Origin of the sequence: Micromonospora sp. WMMD736, from assembly GCF_049179015.1 — a bacterium.
Lineage (GTDB): Bacteria > Actinomycetota > Actinomycetes > Mycobacteriales > Micromonosporaceae > Micromonospora.
This window is the reverse complement of record NZ_JBMHMI010000001.1, coordinates 2,396,892-2,413,012: the sequence shown is the minus strand read 5'-3', so window position 1 is coordinate 2,413,012 and position 16,121 is coordinate 2,396,892. Positions and strand designations below refer to the sequence as shown.

At 72.0% G+C, this 16,121-nt stretch carries 12 protein-coding genes; 10 read left to right on the top strand and 2 right to left on the bottom strand.

Translation table 11 applies throughout. The features are described from left to right. The first annotated feature begins 2 nt into the window (after positions 1-2). The 4 genes from ACN269_RS10150 (at position 3) to ACN269_RS10135 (ending at position 4,675) form a co-directional block, all read left to right on the top strand. Positions 3-1,676 (top strand): CocE/NonD family hydrolase, encoded by a 1,674-nt coding sequence (locus tag ACN269_RS10150; RefSeq protein ID WP_421472210.1) that lies wholly within the window; start codon positions 3-5, stop codon positions 1,674-1,676. A gap of 159 nt (positions 1,677-1,835) precedes the next feature. After that, positions 1,836-2,708 (top strand): hypothetical protein, encoded by an 873-nt coding sequence (locus ACN269_RS10145; protein WP_421472209.1) that lies wholly within the window; start codon positions 1,836-1,838, stop codon positions 2,706-2,708. A 114-nt stretch (positions 2,709-2,822) separates the two neighbouring features. Beyond that, positions 2,823-3,398, top strand: coding sequence for an ArsR/SmtB family transcription factor (locus tag ACN269_RS10140; protein ID WP_421472207.1), 576 nt, complete (start codon positions 2,823-2,825; stop codon positions 3,396-3,398). After that, on the top strand, positions 3,395-4,675 hold the full coding sequence (locus tag ACN269_RS10135; protein ID WP_421472206.1) for an MFS transporter: 1,281 nt from the start codon (positions 3,395-3,397) through the stop codon (positions 4,673-4,675). The genes ACN269_RS10140 and ACN269_RS10135 overlap by 4 nt, the downstream gene beginning before the upstream one ends. Positions 4,676-4,723: 48 nt before the next feature. Here the strand turns inward: ACN269_RS10135 and ACN269_RS10130 are convergent, their stop codons facing one another. Continuing rightward, positions 4,724-4,927 (bottom strand): cold-shock protein, encoded by a 204-nt coding sequence (locus ACN269_RS10130; protein ID WP_007072071.1) that lies wholly within the window; start codon positions 4,925-4,927, stop codon positions 4,724-4,726. A gap of 185 nt (positions 4,928-5,112) precedes the next feature. Between ACN269_RS10130 and ACN269_RS10125 the strand changes: the two genes are divergently transcribed. Both ACN269_RS10125 and ACN269_RS10120 read left to right on the top strand, forming a co-directional pair. Further along, positions 5,113-5,808 (top strand): class I SAM-dependent methyltransferase, encoded by a 696-nt coding sequence (locus ACN269_RS10125; protein ID WP_421472205.1) that lies wholly within the window; start codon positions 5,113-5,115, stop codon positions 5,806-5,808. Positions 5,809-5,909: 101 nt separating this feature from the next. After that, complete coding sequence (locus tag ACN269_RS10120; RefSeq protein ID WP_421472204.1) at positions 5,910-6,518, top strand: DedA family protein; 609 nt, start codon at positions 5,910-5,912, stop codon at positions 6,516-6,518. Between the two features lie 194 nt (positions 6,519-6,712). Here ACN269_RS10120 and ACN269_RS10115 read toward each other — a convergent pair whose 3' ends face one another. Further along, positions 6,713-7,366 (bottom strand): MBL fold metallo-hydrolase, encoded by a 654-nt coding sequence (locus ACN269_RS10115; protein WP_421472203.1) that lies wholly within the window; start codon positions 7,364-7,366, stop codon positions 6,713-6,715. 267 nt (positions 7,367-7,633) lie between these two features. Here ACN269_RS10115 and rsgA point away from each other — a divergent pair, with 267 nt between their 5' ends. The 4 genes from rsgA to uvrC all read left to right on the top strand — a co-directional run bounded on the left by rsgA (position 7,634) and on the right by uvrC (position 14,854). Continuing rightward, positions 7,634-8,704 carry a ribosome small subunit-dependent GTPase A gene (gene rsgA / locus ACN269_RS10110; protein ID WP_421476259.1) on the top strand — a complete coding sequence of 357 codons (1,071 nt, stop codon included), beginning with the start codon at positions 7,634-7,636 and terminating at the stop codon, positions 8,702-8,704. Between the two features lie 246 nt (positions 8,705-8,950). Next, positions 8,951-11,896: an excinuclease ABC subunit UvrA gene (gene uvrA / locus ACN269_RS10105; RefSeq protein ID WP_421472202.1), complete on the top strand. Its 2,946-nt coding sequence runs from the start codon at positions 8,951-8,953 to the stop codon at positions 11,894-11,896. A 161-nt stretch (positions 11,897-12,057) separates the two neighbouring features. Next, the gene (locus tag ACN269_RS10100; protein WP_396799301.1) at positions 12,058-12,540 is read left to right on the top strand and encodes a Rieske (2Fe-2S) protein; all 483 of its coding nucleotides are present in this window, start codon (positions 12,058-12,060) and stop codon (positions 12,538-12,540) included. A 277-nt stretch (positions 12,541-12,817) separates the two neighbouring features. Next, the gene (uvrC, locus tag ACN269_RS10095) at positions 12,818-14,854 is read left to right on the top strand and encodes an excinuclease ABC subunit UvrC (protein ID WP_421472201.1); all 2,037 of its coding nucleotides are present in this window, start codon (positions 12,818-12,820) and stop codon (positions 14,852-14,854) included. Positions 14,855-16,121 lie beyond the last annotated feature (1,267 nt).

The following is a 16,121-nucleotide window of genomic DNA, read 5'->3' as shown; positions in this document are numbered from 1 at the left end:
CCGTGCCCGGCCGGCTCGTCGCCCGCCTCGCCGCCGCCGCGCTGCGGCTGCCCGCGGTGCGTCCCCGCCCGGTCCGGGTCACCCGGGACATCCCGGTCCGCGCCCGGGACGGCGTGGCGCTGCGCACCGACCACTACGCGCCGCACTGCCCAACCGCGCCGGCCGTGCTGATCCGCACCCCGTACGGCCGGGGTGGTCCGTTGCGGCTGCTCGGCCGGTTGCTCGCCGCCCGGGGCCGGCACGCCGTGATCCAGTCCTGCCGGGGCACCGGCGGCTCCGGCGGCACCTTCGCCCCGCTGGTGCACGAGCGCGCCGACGGGCTCGACACCCTCGACTGGCTGCGCCGCCAGCCCTGGTGGTCCGGGGCGTTCGCCATGTTCGGCGTCAGCTACCAGGGCTTCGCCCAGTGGGCGCTCGCCGACGACGCCGGCGAGGAGCTGCGCGCCATGGTCGCGGTGGTGACCGCCTCGGCCACCCGGGACTCGACGTACGCGGGGGAGTCGTTCGCGCTCGACACCGTGCTGACCTGGGCCGAGCTGCTGCACGCCCAGACCGTGCCGTGGCTGGCCCGCCAGTGGGAACTCAAGCGGGGGCAGCCCCGGCTGGCCGCCGCCCTCGACCACCTGCCGCTGGCCGAGGCGGACCGGGTGGCCACCGGGGTCACCATCGCGTTCTATCAGGAGTGGCTGCGCCACCACACCCCGGAGGCGGCGTACTGGCGCGAGCGTGTCTTCGCCGACCGGGTGGCCCGCGTGCGGGCGCCGGTGGTCATGGTCACCGGCTGGCACGACATCTTCCTGCCCGCCCAACTCGACGACTACGCCACCCTGCGCGCCGCCGGCACCCGTCCCCGTCTGGTGATCGGCCCGTGGACCCACGGCAGCCCCGGGCTGTTCGTGGCGGCCCTGCGAGAGGGGTTGACCTGGCTCGACGAGCACCTCGACGGGCCGCCCGACGACGAACGCCGGGCCGGAGCGGCTCCGGTCCGGCTGCACGTGGGCGGTCGCGGCGGTGGCTGGCGGGACCTGCCGGACTGGCCGCCGCCGACCGTGGCGACCGCGTGGCACCTGCATCCGGGCGGTGAGCTGGCGGTGCGTCCCCCGGTCGCGTCGGCGGCCGACGAGTTCCGGTACGACCCGGCCGACCCCACCCCGTCGCTGGGTGGGCCGCTGTTGGTCGCCCAGCGAGCCGGTCCGGTGGACAACCGGCAGGTCGAAGCCCGCCCCGACGTGTTGACCTACACCAGCGCGCCGCTCGTCGAGCCGGTCGAGGTGATCGGCCCGGTACGCGCCGAGCTGCACATCCGGAGCGAGCTGCCACACCTGGACGTCTTCGTGCGGCTGTGCGATGTGGACCGGCGCGGTCGGTCCTGGAACGTGTGCGACGCCCTGGTGCGCGTGACGCCCGACCGCTTCACCGCCGACTCGTCCGGGGTGCTGCGGGTCCCGGTGACGCTCTGGCCGACCGCGTACCGGTTCGTCGCCGGGCACCGGCTGCGGGTGCAGATCGCCGGCGGCGCCCATCCACGGTGGGCACGCAACCCCGGCACCGGCGAACCCCTCGGTACGGCGGTGATGCTGCGTGCCGGTTGGCGGCAGGTGCTGCACGACCCGGCACACCCCTCGGCGCTGCTGTTGCCGATCGTCCACTCTGCCCCGACTCCGCCTCCAAACTGAACAGACGGCCCCTGAGCTGGGCATTTACCGGAGATGCGGGCTATGGTTGAGCCAACGCCCGGCGCCGTGCACCACCAGACCGGGCTCGCCCAAAGCCCGACACCGCATACGCGGTGTGACGTCGTGCCCGGTCCCCGCCCCAGCTGAGAGGGGGACCCCATGACGCGGGCCCCAGAGAATTTGTTGGCCGTTCGACGCCTGCTCCTCACCCACCTCGACAACGCCCCCGGCCCGGACGACCTGGATCCGGCGGAGGTCGGCATCGTCGGCGACCCGGCCCACCGGGGCGGCTATCACTGCGGCTCGGACCGGGTGGTCCCGAACGACTACTCGGTGGTCGAGTCACCCCGGGACCGGGCCGGACTGACCCTGGACGCGGCGGCGATCGACGTCGGCGAGTTCGACGTCCGCTCCGGTGGCGGTCGGCACACCCTGGCCAGTTTCTCCGTGTGGTGTGTGGGCCAGTGTGCCGCGAACGCGGCCGACACCCGGGACATCCGCGAAATCATCTACAGCCCCGACGGCACGACCGTGAAGCGGTGGGACCGGCTCGGCAAGCGCACCACCGGCGACGGCTCGCACCGCTGGCACACCCACTTCAGCTTCTTCCGCGACGCCATCAAGGCGGGCCGCGACCAGCGGCCCCTGTTCAGTCGCTACCTCAGCTCCATCGGACTCCTGGAGGACGTCGACATGACCCCCGAAGAGCACAACTGGCTGGCCACCGTCCACAAGAACCTGACCGTGCTGGACGGTCGTAACCCGATCGGACAGATCTACACCCGGTTGGCGGAGGGTCGGGACGACACCGGCGCCCCGGTCGCCGGCAACTGGAACCTGCAGTCGATGACGAAGCAGCTCACCGACCTGCAGAACGCGCTCAACGCGCTGGCCGGGAAGGACTTCACCGACGAGGCGGCCATCGTCCAGGGCGTGCTGGCCGGGCTGACGCCGGAGAAGATCGCCGCCGCCATTCCACCCACCATCGCCAAGCAGGTCGCCGACGAACTGGCCCGCCGGCTCGTCGCCTGAACGGGAGGCGGCGGCCCGTCCCCACCGGGTCGCCGCCATCGGGTGCTGCGGTCGGCAACGGATGTTGAGCAATGAGAGTTGCGCAATATCTCTTGCTGATGTCATGCTGCCGGTATGGAGAAGCCCGCCGTACGCCAGGTCACCGACTCGCGGGTCCTCGCGGCCATGGCACACCCGCTGCGCCGCCGACTGATGGACGTGTTCAAGGTGCACGGGCCGTCGACCGTCGGCATGCTCGCCGAACGCACCGACCAGGCGCCGGCGAACGTCAGCCACCACCTCAAGGTGCTCGCCGCCGCCGACCTGGTCGCCGAAGCCCCCGAGCTGGCCCGGGACCGCCGCGAACGCTGGTGGCGACTCGTCGCCCGGGGCGTGCGCTGGTCCTCGACCGACTTCGACACCGACCCCGCCGACCGCGCCGTCGCCGACGCCGCCACCTCGCTCAACCTCGACCGGCACGTCGCGCTGGCGCGCGCCTGGCACGCCGCCGAGGAGACGGCGCAGGCCCTCTGGGGCGACGCGCCGTTCTCCTCCGACCGGTGGCTGCACCTCACGCCCGACGAGCTGGACGAGCTGGGTGCCGAGATCAACGCCCTGCTGGCCCGCTGGGAGGAGCGCGAGCGGTCCGACGACGACGCCGAGCGCCACCCGGTGTTCGTGTTCGTCCACGGCGTACCGGCCCGACCGTGACGGCGGCCACCCGCATCGGTCCCGCGCCGGTCCGACCGGTCGGCGGGCTGCTGCGGCACCGCGACTTCCGCCTGCTCTGGGCCGGTCAGACGGTCAGCAGCATCGGCAGCAACATCACCGTCGTCGCACTGCCCCTGGTGGCGGTCGCCGTGCTCGACGCCAGCACCTTCCAGGTCGCGTTCCTCACCGCCGCCGCCTGGCTGCCCTGGCTGCTGATCGGCCTGCCGGCCGGCGCGTGGGTGGACCGGCTGCCGCGCCGGCCACTCATGGTGGTCTGCGACCTGATCTGCGCGCTCGCCTTCCTCAGCGTGCCGATGGCCGCCCTGCTGGGCCGTCTCACCGTCACCCAACTGCTGCTGGTGGCCCTCGGCGCGGGCGTGGCACGGGTCTTCTTCGAGACCGCCGACCAGGTCTACCTGCCGGTGCTGCTGCGACCCGAGCAACTGCCCGACGGCAACGCGAAGCTCCAGGCCACCCAGACGGCGAGCTACGTCGTCGGGCCCGGCCTCGCGGGCCTCATCGCCCAACTCGTCGGGGCGGTCGCCGCGCTGCTGCTGGACGCGCTGACCTTCCTGCTCTCCGCGCTGTTCCTGCTGCGGATCCGCACCGCCGAGCCGCGCCCCGGGCGGCGGGACCGAACCCGGTCGCTGCGCCGGGACATGGCCGATGGGCTGCGCTTCGTCGTCGGTGACCCGTACCTGCGGGTCCTGACTCTCTACGGCGCCGCCAGCAACATCGGTCTGACCGGCTACCAGGCGGTCCTGGTCGTGTTCCTGGTCCGCGAGCTACGACTCGCACCGGGTGTGGTGGGCGTGCTCGTCGGCGTGATGAGTATCGGGGGCATCGTCGGCGCGCTGCTGGCGACCGCGGTGGCCCGGCGCTTCGGCAGCGCCCGTGCCCTGCTCGTCGGGGCGGCGCTCACCGGCCCGCCCGCCCTGCTCATCCCGTTGGCCGGGCCCGGAGTCGGACTGCTCTGGCCGGCGCTCGGCGGCGTGCTCCTCAGCCTCGGAGTCGCCATCGGCAACGTGGTCAAGGGCGCGTTCCGGCAGACGTACACGCCGCACCACCTGCTCGGACGCGTGACGGTGAGCATGCAGCTACTCAACTACGGCACCATACCGCTGGCCGCCGTGCTGGCCGGGGCGCTCGGCGCGCGGTACGGCGTCGGCACCGCGATCACCGTGATGACGGCCTGGTCGGCGCTCACCCCGTTGATCCTGCTGATCGGGCCGCTCCGGCGGCGGCGGGACCTGCCCGCCGCCGCGGCAGCGTCGTGAGTGCACTGCGACGGCGGCCGGAAACCGACCGCCGTCACCGGCACGGAGCTACATCGGGCGGACGTTGTCCGCCTGCGGGCCCTTCTGGCCCTGGGTCACCTCGAACTCGACCTTCTGGCCCTCGTTGAGCTCCCGGTAGCCGCTCGTCGCGATGGCGGAGTAGTGGACGAACACGTCCGGCCCTCCACCGTCCTGCTCGATGAAGCCGAAGCCCTTTTCCGAGTTGAACCACTTAACCGTGCCGGTTGCCATGCATCTCTCCCTGTTCAAAGCGGCGGACCACCGGCCTCTAGACCGATGGTCGCCCGTACCTGTTCGACAGTAACGGGCAAAACCCCGATCCGCCGGCCGAAGTGCCGTAGGTCTTCGCTCGAACTCAGATGAACACTCCGCGTCGCCCGCGTGCCAAAGCCGCCCCGACGGCTTCGTCGTGCGGCATGCTTGCCCCGATGAGGGGTGCCGCAGCCACCGCGCTGTCCGAGCTGGAGCGCGAGATCGACGCGCCCGGCGCGGGCCTGGACCGGCTCCGGCTGGTGCCGACCCCGTTCGTCCCGGAGGTGCGCCTGCACCTCGCCGAGGACGCGATCGTCTGGTGGGCCCGCATGGAGGCGCTCGCCGGGCACGCCTTGACGCCGCCGTACTGGGCCTCCGCCTGGGCCGGCGGCCAGGCCCTGGCCCGGCACCTGCTGGACCACCCCGAGCTGGCCGCCGGGCGTCGCGTCCTCGACCTCGCCGCCGGTTCCGGACTCGTGGGCATCGCCGCCGCGCTGGCCGGCGCCGCCGACGTCGTCGCCAACGACATCGACCCGTACGCCGTGGCGGCCGTCACGGTCAACGCCCGCGCCAACCGGGTCACCGTCCACGTGGACGGCGACGACCTGCTCGACCGCGACGGTGCCGACGTCGACCTGGTGGTCGCCGGTGACGTCTTCTACAGCCGTCCGATGGCCGCCCGGATGCTGCCGTTCCTGCGACGGGCCGTCGCCTCCGGCGCCGAGGTGCTGGTCGGAGACCCCGGCCGGGCGTACCTGCCGGTCGACGGGCTGCTGGTCTTGGCCGACTACCCGGTGCCCACCACCGAGCCGTCGGTGGACCAGTCGCCACGCCGGGTGCGGGTGCTGCGACCCGCCTGACACGCCGGCCCTCTCAGGGGTGACCCCGAGGTGGACACCAGGGGGCGGTAAGGGCTGCGACCGGATGTCCACGGTGGCCCGACGGCCATAGCGTACGAGGCATGACGCATTGGCTGGCCCAGGTCGGAGAGCTGCCCATCCTGGTGCTGATGGGCGTACTCGGGTTGGTGATGCTCTTCGACGCCGTACCGCTGCTCGGCGTCCTCGTCCCCGGCGACGTGGCGATCCTCGCCGCGGTCGGAGTGGGCCGCCCGGCCACCGGGCTGGCCACCTTCGCCGCCGTGCTCGCCGGGTGCCTGGCCGGCTGGTCGCTGAGCTTCCTGATCGGTCGCCGGTACGCCGAACCCCTGCGCCGCAGTCGCATCGGAGGCTGGATCGGCGAGTCACGCTGGAGCGCGGCCGAAGGGATCCTCAGCCGCGGCGGCGGGCGGATGGTGATGGTCGCGCCGTTCCTGCCGGTGTTCAACGCCCTGCTGCCGCTCGCCGCCGGTGGCCTGCGGATGTCGTACCGGCGGTTCCTCGGCTGCGCGGCCCTCGGCGCGACGGCCTGGGCCGGTCTCTACCTGGCGCTGGGCATCACGTCACGGTCGTTGGCCGCGCTGCTGCCGGGGGCGCCCAGTCCGTTGCTGGTGACCATGGGGGTGGGGTTGGTGCTGGCCTCGGTCGTGTTGCTGGGGGCGCGGCGGCGGCTGTTCGCTCTGGCTGGCTGATCTGGCTCTTCTGGCTCAGTGGTTGCGGTGGGGGGCGGGGGCCTGCCGTGCCCGGCTCCGGGCGGTCAGGCTTGATCCCTGCGCCGGGCACGGCAGGCCCCCGCCCCGTCGCGGTCCTGGTCCGCCGGTGTGTGACCGTTCGACCCGGGGGTGTCGGCCTTCAGTGGTTTTCGGTCAGCGACGGGGGGAGGGCTTTACCAGCCTCGGGTTCGCCACTGGGGGAGGGACGGGCGTTCGGCGCCCAGCGTGCTGTCCTTGCCGTGGCCCGGGTAGAACCAGGTGTCGTCCGGCAGTTGGTCGAACAGCTTGTGCTCGACGTCGTCGATCAACGCGGCGAAGCGCTGCGGGTCCTTGTCGGTGTTCCCCACTCCGCCGGGAAAGAGACTGTCGCCGGTGAAGAGGTGGGCGGTGCCGGCCGGATCGCGGTAGAGCAGCGCGATCGAACCGGGCGTGTGCCCCTTGATGTGGATGACCTCCAGCGCGCAGTCACCCACCGCGACGGTGTCGCCCTCGGCCAGGTGCTCCGCCTCGATCGGCAGCCCGGACGCGTCGTCGGCGTGCACCAGCGCCCGCGCGCCGGTCTTGGCGACCACCTCCTCCAGCGCCACCCAGTGGTCCATGTGCTGGTGGGTGGTGACCACGGTGGTCAGGCCGCCGTCACCGATCAGCTCCAGCAGCCGGGGCGCCTCGTTGGCCGCGTCGATCAACACCTGGTCGCCGGTGCCGGTGCACCGCAGCAGGTAGGCGTTGTTGTCCATCGGGCCGACCGACAGCTTGCTGATCGTGAGCCCGGCCAACTCCCGTACCGCCGGCGGGCCGCCGTGGGTGACATCTCCGCTGTAGGTCATGACGTGTCGACATCCATTCCGGGTCCAGGAGGTGTGCTCGGCGGCCGTGCGGTGGCGTCACCGGGCCGCTCGTACGGCCCGGTTGTGCACGCGTCGACCCTAGCGGGCGGGCGTCGCGCCGTCGCTGCGGAAATCGCTTTCGGCGCGGCGCGGCGCGCCCTACCGTCGGCGTCACATGCGGCACTCGGACGTCGGACGGAGGTGGTGTTCATGCCGGACGTGGCACGCGTGTTCCGCCATCACCCGCTCGACACCGATGAGGATGCCATGACCATCGATCTGACCGCCCTCGGCTGGGACGCCGACCGGGCGTCGTACGCCGCCCGACGTGGCGAGCGCCACCCGGGCCGGGTGGCCCGGGTGGACCGGGGAGTCTGCACGGTGCTCACCGCGCACGGCCCGGTCCGCGCCAGCCTCGGCCCGTCCGTGCTGGCCGCCGCCGCCCAGGACCCCTCCGCGCTGCCCTGCGCGGGGGACTGGGTGCTGCTCACGCACTGGCCGGACCGCCGGATCACCGTGGGTGCCGTGCTGCCCCGGCGCGCCGCGCTGATCCGCCGTACCGCCGGTAAGGACGCCAGCGGCCAGGTGCTGGCCGCGAACCTCGACACGGCCGCCGTGGTGGAGCCGGTGCACCCGGAGCCGGACGTCGGCCGCATCGAGCGGCTGCTGTCCCTGGTCCACGAGTCCGGGGCCCGGCCGCTCGTGGTGCTGACCAAGTCCGACCTCGCGGCCGACCCGACCGCGCTGGCCCGCCAACTCGCCGCCGTCGCACCCGGCGTGCCGGTGCTACCGGTGAGCGCCGAGCGCGGCACCGGGCTGGCGCCGCTGCGCGCCGAGGTCGCGCCGGGTCGCACGCTGGGGCTGCTCGGGCCGTCCGGCGCGGGCAAGTCGAGCCTGGTCAACGCGCTGGCCGGCGCGGTGATGATGCCGACCCAGGCGATCCGCCGGGTCGACGGCAAGGGCCGGCACACCACCACCTGGCGGGCCCTGGTGCCCATCCCGGGCGGCGGCGCGGTGATCGACACCCCCGGCGTACGCGCGGTCGGTCTGCTCGACGGCGTGGCCGGGCTCGACCGGGCGTTCGCCGACATCGCGGGGCTGGCCGAGGGGTGCCGGTACGCCGACTGCCGGCACGACGGCGAGCCGGCCTGCGCGGTCCGGGACGCGCTGCGTACCGGTGAGCTGTCCACCCGCCGCTGGGAGAGCTGGCGGCGGTTGCAGGGCGAGGTGGCGCACGAGAGCCGGCGGCGCGAGGCGCGGGTGGCCGCCGAGCGACGCGGCGGCTGGCGGTCGGCGCGGCGTCGGGCGGCCCGCCCACCGTCGCCCGGTGGCTACTGAGCGGGCTCGCGCCGACGGGCACGTGCCCGTCGGCGCAGGCCCGCGCCGACGGTTGCCGGACGCGCGGCCGACCGGGCTGAGCTGGGGGAATGTGCGGGCGGGGGAAACTGTCGTACCTCGGGGCTAGAGTTGCCGAGGCGTGTTTTCCGCGCCCGCACGACCGCTCAAAAAGAGCAGAGACCGCTCGGAACCAGCACAGAGCGGGACAGACCCTCCGCTTCACCTTCACCCGGGAGTACACGTACCGTGGCCGACCGACTCATCATCCGTGGCGCGCGCGAGCACAACCTGCGTGACGTCAGTCTCGACCTGCCCCGGGACGCTCTCATCGTGTTCACCGGGCTGTCCGGGTCGGGCAAGTCGAGCCTGGCCTTCGACACGATCTTCGCCGAGGGGCAGCGGCGCTACGTCGAGTCGCTGTCGTCGTACGCCCGGCAGTTCCTCGGTCAGATGGACAAGCCCGACGTCGACTTCATCGAGGGGCTGAGCCCGGCCGTCTCGATCGACCAGAAGTCGACCTCGCGCAACCCGCGCTCCACCGTCGGCACCATCACCGAGGTCTACGACTACCTGCGGCTGCTCTTCGCCCGCATCGGTGAGCCGCACTGCCCGGTCTGCGGCGAGCGGATCTCCAAGCAGAGCCCGCAGCAGATCGTCGACCGGGTCCTCGCGATGGCCGAGGGCACCAAGTTCATGGTGCTCGCCCCGGTCATCCGGGGCCGCAAGGGCGAGTACGTCGACCTCTTCGCCGAGCTGCAGGCCAAGGGTTACGCCCGGGCGCGCGTCGACGGCGTGGTCCACCCGCTGACCGAGCCGCCCAAGCTCAAGAAGCAGGAGAAGCACACCATCGAGGTGGTGATCGACCGGCTCACCGTCAAGCCGAGCGCCAAGCAGCGGCTGACCGACTCGGTCGAGGCCGCGCTGGGCCTGTCCAGTGGCCTGGTACTGCTCGACTTCGTCGACCTGCCCGAGGACGACCCGGACCGGGAGCGCCGCTACTCCGAGCACCTGGCCTGCCCCAACGACCACCCGCTGGCGATCGAGGATCTCGAGCCCCGGGTCTTCTCCTTCAACGCGCCCTACGGCGCCTGCCCGGAGTGCACCGGCCTGGGCACCAAGAAGGAGGTCGACCCGGAGCTGCTGGTCCCGGACCCGGAGCGCAGCCTGCGCGAGGGCGCCATCCAGCCCTGGTCCACCGGGCACAACCTGGAATACTTCCTGCGTCTGCTGGAGGCTCTCGGCGAGTCCCAGCACTTCGACGTCGACACCCCGTGGCGGGCGTTGCCGGCACGGGCGCAGAAGACGATCCTGCACGGCTCCGACGACCAGGTGCACGTGCGCTACCGCAACAAGTACGGCCGTGAGCGCTCCTACTACACCGGCTTCGAGGGCGTGGTGCAGTGGATCGAGCGCCGGCACTCCGACACCGAGTCCGAGTGGTCCCGCGACAAGTACGAGGGCTACATGCGCGACGTGCCGTGCGCGGCGTGCGGGGGCGCCCGGCTCAAGCCCGAGGTGCTCGCCGTCACCCTGGCCGGCAAGAGCATCGCCGAGGTCTGCAACCTGTCCGTGGGGGAGTGCGCCGACCTGCTCGCCGGCATCGAGCTGACCGACCGGCAGAAGCTGATCGCCGAGCGCGTCCTCAAGGAGATCAACGCCCGGCTACGGTTCCTGCTCGACGTCGGCCTGGACTACCTCTCCCTGGACCGGCCGGCCGGCACGCTCTCCGGCGGTGAGGCGCAGCGCATCCGACTCGCCACCCAGATCGGGTCGGGCCTGGTCGGGGTGCTCTACGTGCTCGACGAGCCGTCGATCGGGCTGCACCAGCGCGACAACCACCGGCTCATCGAGACCCTGATCCGGCTGCGCGGGCTCGGCAACACGCTGATCGTGGTGGAGCACGACGAGGACACCATCCGGGTCGCCGACTGGATCGTCGACATCGGGCCCGGCGCGGGTGAGCACGGCGGCAAGATCGTGCACAGCGGTTCGGTGCCGGCGCTGCTGAAGAACAAGGAGTCGATCACCGGGGCGTACCTGTCCGGGAAGCGGTCGATCCCGACCCCCGCGACGCGTCGCCCGCAGACCAAGGACCGCGAGTTGGTGGTGCACGGGGCGCGCGAGCACAACCTGCGCAACCTGACCGTCTCGTTCCCGCTGGGTCAGCTCATCGCGGTCACCGGCGTCAGCGGCTCGGGCAAGTCGACGCTCGTCAACGACATCCTGTACGCGGTGCTGGCCAACCAGATCAACGGCGCCCGGCTGGTGCCCGGCCGGCACACCCGGGTCTCCGGGCTGGAGAACGTGGACAAGGTCGTCGGCGTGGACCAGTCGCCGATCGGCCGTACGCCCCGCTCCAACCCGGCCACCTACACGGGTGTCTGGGACCACGTCCGCAAGCTCTTCGCCGAGACCACCGAGGCCAAGGTCCGGGGGTACGGGCCGGGCCGGTTCTCGTTCAACGTCAAGGGTGGCCGCTGCGAGGCGTGCTCCGGCGACGGCACGATCAAGATCGAGATGAACTTCCTGCCCGACGTGTACGTCCCCTGCGAGGTCTGCAAGGGCGCCCGGTACAACCGGGAGACCCTGGAGGTGCACTACAAGGGCAAGACCGTCTCGGACGTGCTGGAGATGCCGATCGAGGAGGCCGCCGAGTTCTTCTCCGCCATCCCCGCCATCCACCGGCACCTCAAGACCCTCGTCGACGTCGGCCTGGGCTACGTCCGCCTCGGGCAGCCCGCGCCGACGCTCTCCGGCGGTGAGGCGCAGCGGGTCAAGCTCGCCTCCGAGTTGCAGAAGCGCTCCACCGGGCGCACGGTCTACGTGCTCGACGAGCCGACCACCGGTCTGCACTTCGAGGACATCCGCAAGCTGCTGATGGTGCTCGAAGGCCTGGTCGACAAGGGCAACACGGTGATCACCATCGAGCACAACCTCGACGTGATCAAGACGGCCGACTGGCTCATCGACATGGGTCCCGAGGGTGGTCACCGGGGTGGCACCGTGCTCGCTACCGGCACCCCGGAGGAGGTCGCCGAGGTGGCCGAGAGCCACACCGGCCAGTTCCTGCGCCAGGTGCTCAAGCTCGACGGCGTGGCCAAGGGCGCGGCGGCGGCCACCACCCGGGCAGCCAAGGCCAACGGCGCGACCAAGACGCGGGCGACCCGCAAGGTGCCGGCGGGCGCGCGCTGAGCGTTTCGCAACTCTCGCGGGGTGGGTCGGGCGACGACCCGCCCCGCCCCTTTTGCCGGGGTCGCACGGATGCCGGGGTGAACCATCCGGCAGAGTTGCGCGTGGAAAGAGAAGTGTGGCCGGCTTTCGGACCGGCGCGCTGGGCGAGAGAGAGGCGAGGCATGAGCGACGATCAGGCGCTGACCGGACCGGGTACGCAGACCCGCCGTACCCTGCTCACCGGCGTCGGGGCGGTCGGCGCGGCCGTCGTCCTGGCTGCCTGCGGCAGCGACGACGGCAGCGGCAGCGACTCACCCACCAGCGGTGGCCCGGCCGTGCCCAGCACCGGGGACGCCGGCGGCGGCGACCGGCAGAACGCCCAGTCGCTGGCCACCACCGCCGACATCCCGGTCGGCGGCGGCAAGATCCTCGCCGCCGAGGGCGTGGTGATCACCCAGCCCACGGCCGGCCAGTTCAAGGGCTTCAGCCCGATCTGTACGCACCAGAACTGCCCCGTGTCGAACGTCGACGGCGGCACCATCAACTGCACCTGCCACGGCAGCAAGTTCTCGATCGAGGACGGCTCGGTGAAGGCCGGTCCGGCCAAGAAGCCGCTGCCGCCGAAGGAGATCAAGGTCACCGGCGACCAGATCTCCCTGGCCTGACGCGATCTTCCTGGCCTGACGCGGTCTCCGTGGCCTGACGCGTGCGGTGCGGCCCGTCCGGCGCCCGTGCCTGCTGGTCCGGCCTGCTGGCCCTGCTCGCCGATCCGGCCCGCTGGCCGCCGGTGTCCGCTGGGCGAGGCGTCTGGTCTGCCGCTTGATCGACTCGCGTTGCGGGAAGTCGGGGTGTTCGTGGCACGGCGACACCCCGACTTCCCGGAAACCGAGTCGATCTAGAGGTTGCGTGGGGCTGTCGGGGGTGCGGACTAGGCTTGGTGGCGTGGCTGACCCCTCGACCTACCGTCCCGCACCCGGCACCATCCCGGAGTCACCGGGGGTCTACCGCTTCCGCGACGGCACCGGCCGGGTGATCTACGTCGGCAAGGCGAAGAACCTGCGCAGCCGGCTCAATTCCTACTTCGGCGACGTCTGGAACCTGCACGAGCGCACCCGGCAGATGGTCACCACCGCCGAGTCGGTGGACTGGATCACCGTCGGCACCGAGGTCGAGGCGCTCCAGCAGGAGTTCACCTGGATCAAGCAGTACGACCCCCGGTTCAACGTCCGCTACCGCGACGACAAGTCGTACCCCTATCTCGCCGTCACCCTCGACGAGGAGTACCCGCGACTCCAGGTGATGCGCGGCGCGAAACGCAAGGGTGTGCGCTACTTCGGGCCGTACTCGCACGCCTGGGCCATCCGCGAGACCCTCGACCTGCTGCTGCGGGTGTTCCCCGCACGGACCTGCTCGGCCGGCGTGTTCAAGCGGGCCGGTCAGGTCGGTCGCCCCTGCCTGCTGGGGTACATCGGCAAGTGCTCGGCCCCGTGCGTCGGCACCGTCTCGGCCGACGAGCACCGCGCCATCGTCGACGGGTTCTGCGACTTCATGGCCGGAAAGACCGACACCATGGTCCGCAAGATCGAACGCGAGATGACCGAGGCCAGCGAGGCGTTGGAGTTCGAGCGGGCCGCCCGGCTGCGCGACGACGTAGCCGCCCTACGCCGGGCCATGGAGAAGCAGACCGTCGTGCTCGGCGACGGCACCGACGCCGACGTGGTCGCGTTCGCCGACGACCCCCTCGAAGCGGCCGTACAGGTCTTCCACGTCCGCGACGGCCGGGTCCGCGGCCAGCGCGGTTGGGTGGTGGAGAAGACCGAGGACCTGACCACCGGCGACCTGGTCCACCACTTCTGCACCCAGGTGTACGGCGGCGAGCACGGCGAGGCGGACGTACCCCGGGAGTTGCTGGTGCCCGAGCTGCCGACGGACGCCGACGCGCTCGCCGACTGGCTCACCAGCCACCGGGGCAGCCGGGTGTCGTTGCGCGTGCCGCAGCGCGGCGACAAGCGCACCCTGCTCGAGACGGTCGAGCGCAACGCCAAGGACGCGCTGGCCCGCCACAAGCTCAAGCGCTCCGGCGACCTGACCACCCGTGGCAAGGCGCTCGACGAGATCAGCGAGGCGCTGGGCATGCGCACCTCGCCGTTGCGCATCGAGTGCTTCGACATCTCCCAGATCCAGGGCACCGACGTGGTGGCCAGCATGGTGGTCTTCGAGGACGGGTTGCCCCGCAAGAGTGAGTACCGGCGGTTCATCGTCCGGGGCGCCACCGACGACCTGTCCGCGATGTCCGAGGTGCTGCGTCGCCGCTTCGCCCGCTACCTCGACGCTCGAGCCGAGACGGGCGAGGTGGGTGTGGAGTCGGCCGACGATCCGGGTGCCCCGGCGGACCCGGTCGACCCCCAGGTCGGCGTCCTGATCGACCCGACCACCGGCCGACCCCGGAAGTTCGCGTACCCGCCGCAACTGGTGGTCGTCGACGGCGGCGCCCCGCAGGTCGCGGCCGCCGCGCAGGCCCTCGCCGACCTGGGCATCGACGACGTGGCCCTGTGCGGCCTCGCCAAGCGGCTGGAGGAGGTGTGGCTCCCGGACGACGAGTTCCCGGTCATCCTGCCGCGCACCTCCGAGGGCCTCTACCTGCTGCAACGCGTCCGCGACGAGGCACACCGCTTCGCCATCACGTTCCACCGCCAGCGCCGCTCCAAGCGGATGACCGAGTCGGCACTCGACAACGTCCCCGGCCTGGGCGAGGTACGCCGCAAGGCGCTGCTCCGGCACTTCGGCTCCCTCAAGCGGCTCTCCTCGGCGACCGTCGACGAGATCACCGAGGTGCCCGGGGTGGGACGTCGTACCGCCGAGGCGATCCTGGCCGCCCTCGACACGGGCCCACGACCCGACGACAGCACCCAGCCGCCCCCCGGCGCGGGGGCGACTTCTGCCCCTGGGTCAGCCGTCGAGGGCCTGTCCTCACCATGATCGACTCGACTTCGCCGATGTCGGGCTGTTAACCGGCTGGGATAGCCCGGTTTCGCCGAAGTCGTGTGGATCACCACCCAGCCCCGAGAATGCGCACGCTCCTACCGCCCGCCATCTGGGCGATATGCCGCCGCCGCACTCCCTGATCGCGCTCGATCCTGGTTGTAGTGGCCTCGGCGGCGCGGAGAGGCCCCTCTCTCCTGTTTCGAGCACGATCTTGAGCCCGAATGCGCCGCTTCGGATCTTCGGTGAGGCCTTCGCCCCGATCGCCAGGCAGCACCTTCGGGGATGGTGCTGCCTCACGGCGGCCTGAGGCAGCACCATCCCCGAAGGTGCGCAGATCATGAGACCCACCAGGCGTGGCCCGTCGGGTCGGTGTCGGCGTCGGCGTCTGGGTCGGTCCTGTCGGGTCGGGTGGCGTTCGGGGTGGCGTTGCGTCGGCGTCGGGCGTTGGCGTCGGAGCGTAGTTTGTCCGGTTTTGGTGGTCCGGTGCAGTGCTTGGGTACTAGTGTTCGGTCAGCCTGCGCCTTGATCGACACGAGGTCGCTGACGTGGGGGGCATCCCTTGTACGGAGATGCCGCCACTTCGGCGATGTCGAGTCGATCATCATTGGTAGGGCCGGAGGGTCTGTCGCTCCTGGGATGGTTGTCCCGTTCGGGCCGGGGTGCCGTGTCGGGCCGCACCCGGGCTGCGGAAATCCCGGGCCGGGTCGTTGTACCTGATGCGCCGCCGTGACCCTCAGGTCACAGCTGCCGCGAAACCGGTCGCCGTGCGCGACAGCCGCCGCCGGGAACACCCGCTCAGTGGGCGTCGTTACACCCCGACACCGCCGAACGACACCGTGCCCAAGGCCCGGTAGTCGCCGCCGGGAACACCCGCCGGGCCGGCGTCACTACACACCCGCACCACCGAGCACCACCGGCCCAGAGCCGGTAGCCGCTGCCGGGAACACCGGCCAGGTCGGCGTCGTTGTACACCCGCACGAGCGAGCACCACCTGCCGCGGCCGGTAGCCGCCCCGGGAACACCCGCCGGGCGGGGCTCGTTACACACCCCGCAGTACCGAGCACCACCGGCCAAGAGCCGGTAGCCGCCCCGGGAACACCCGCCGGGTCGGCGTCGTTACTCCCTCGCACCACCGAGCACCACCGCGCCGGCCGGTGCAGCCGCCCCGGGAACACCCGCCAGGCCGGCGTCGTTACACCCCCGCACGGTCGAGCACCACCGGCCAGCCCCCCGGCCCAGCGGTGCGGGAATGACCCGCCAT

Coding starts and splice junctions, on each gene's coding strand:
- ACN269_RS10145 (WP_421472209.1), top strand. CDS start 1,836: ATGACGCGGGCCCCAGAGAATTTGTTGGCCGTTCGACGCCTGCTCCTC.
- ACN269_RS10115 (WP_421472203.1), bottom strand. CDS start 7,366: ATGACCTACAGCGGAGATGTCACCCACGGCGGCCCGCCGGCGGTACGG.
- ACN269_RS10100 (WP_396799301.1), top strand. CDS start 12,058: ATGAGCGACGATCAGGCGCTGACCGGACCGGGTACGCAGACCCGCCGT.
- ACN269_RS10140 (WP_421472207.1), top strand. CDS start 2,823: ATGGAGAAGCCCGCCGTACGCCAGGTCACCGACTCGCGGGTCCTCGCG.
- rsgA (WP_421476259.1), top strand. CDS start 7,634: ATGACCATCGATCTGACCGCCCTCGGCTGGGACGCCGACCGGGCGTCG.
- ACN269_RS10125 (WP_421472205.1), top strand. CDS start 5,113: ATGCTTGCCCCGATGAGGGGTGCCGCAGCCACCGCGCTGTCCGAGCTG.
- ACN269_RS10120 (WP_421472204.1), top strand. CDS start 5,910: ATGACGCATTGGCTGGCCCAGGTCGGAGAGCTGCCCATCCTGGTGCTG.
- ACN269_RS10130 (WP_007072071.1), bottom strand. CDS start 4,927: ATGGCAACCGGCACGGTTAAGTGGTTCAACTCGGAAAAGGGCTTCGGC.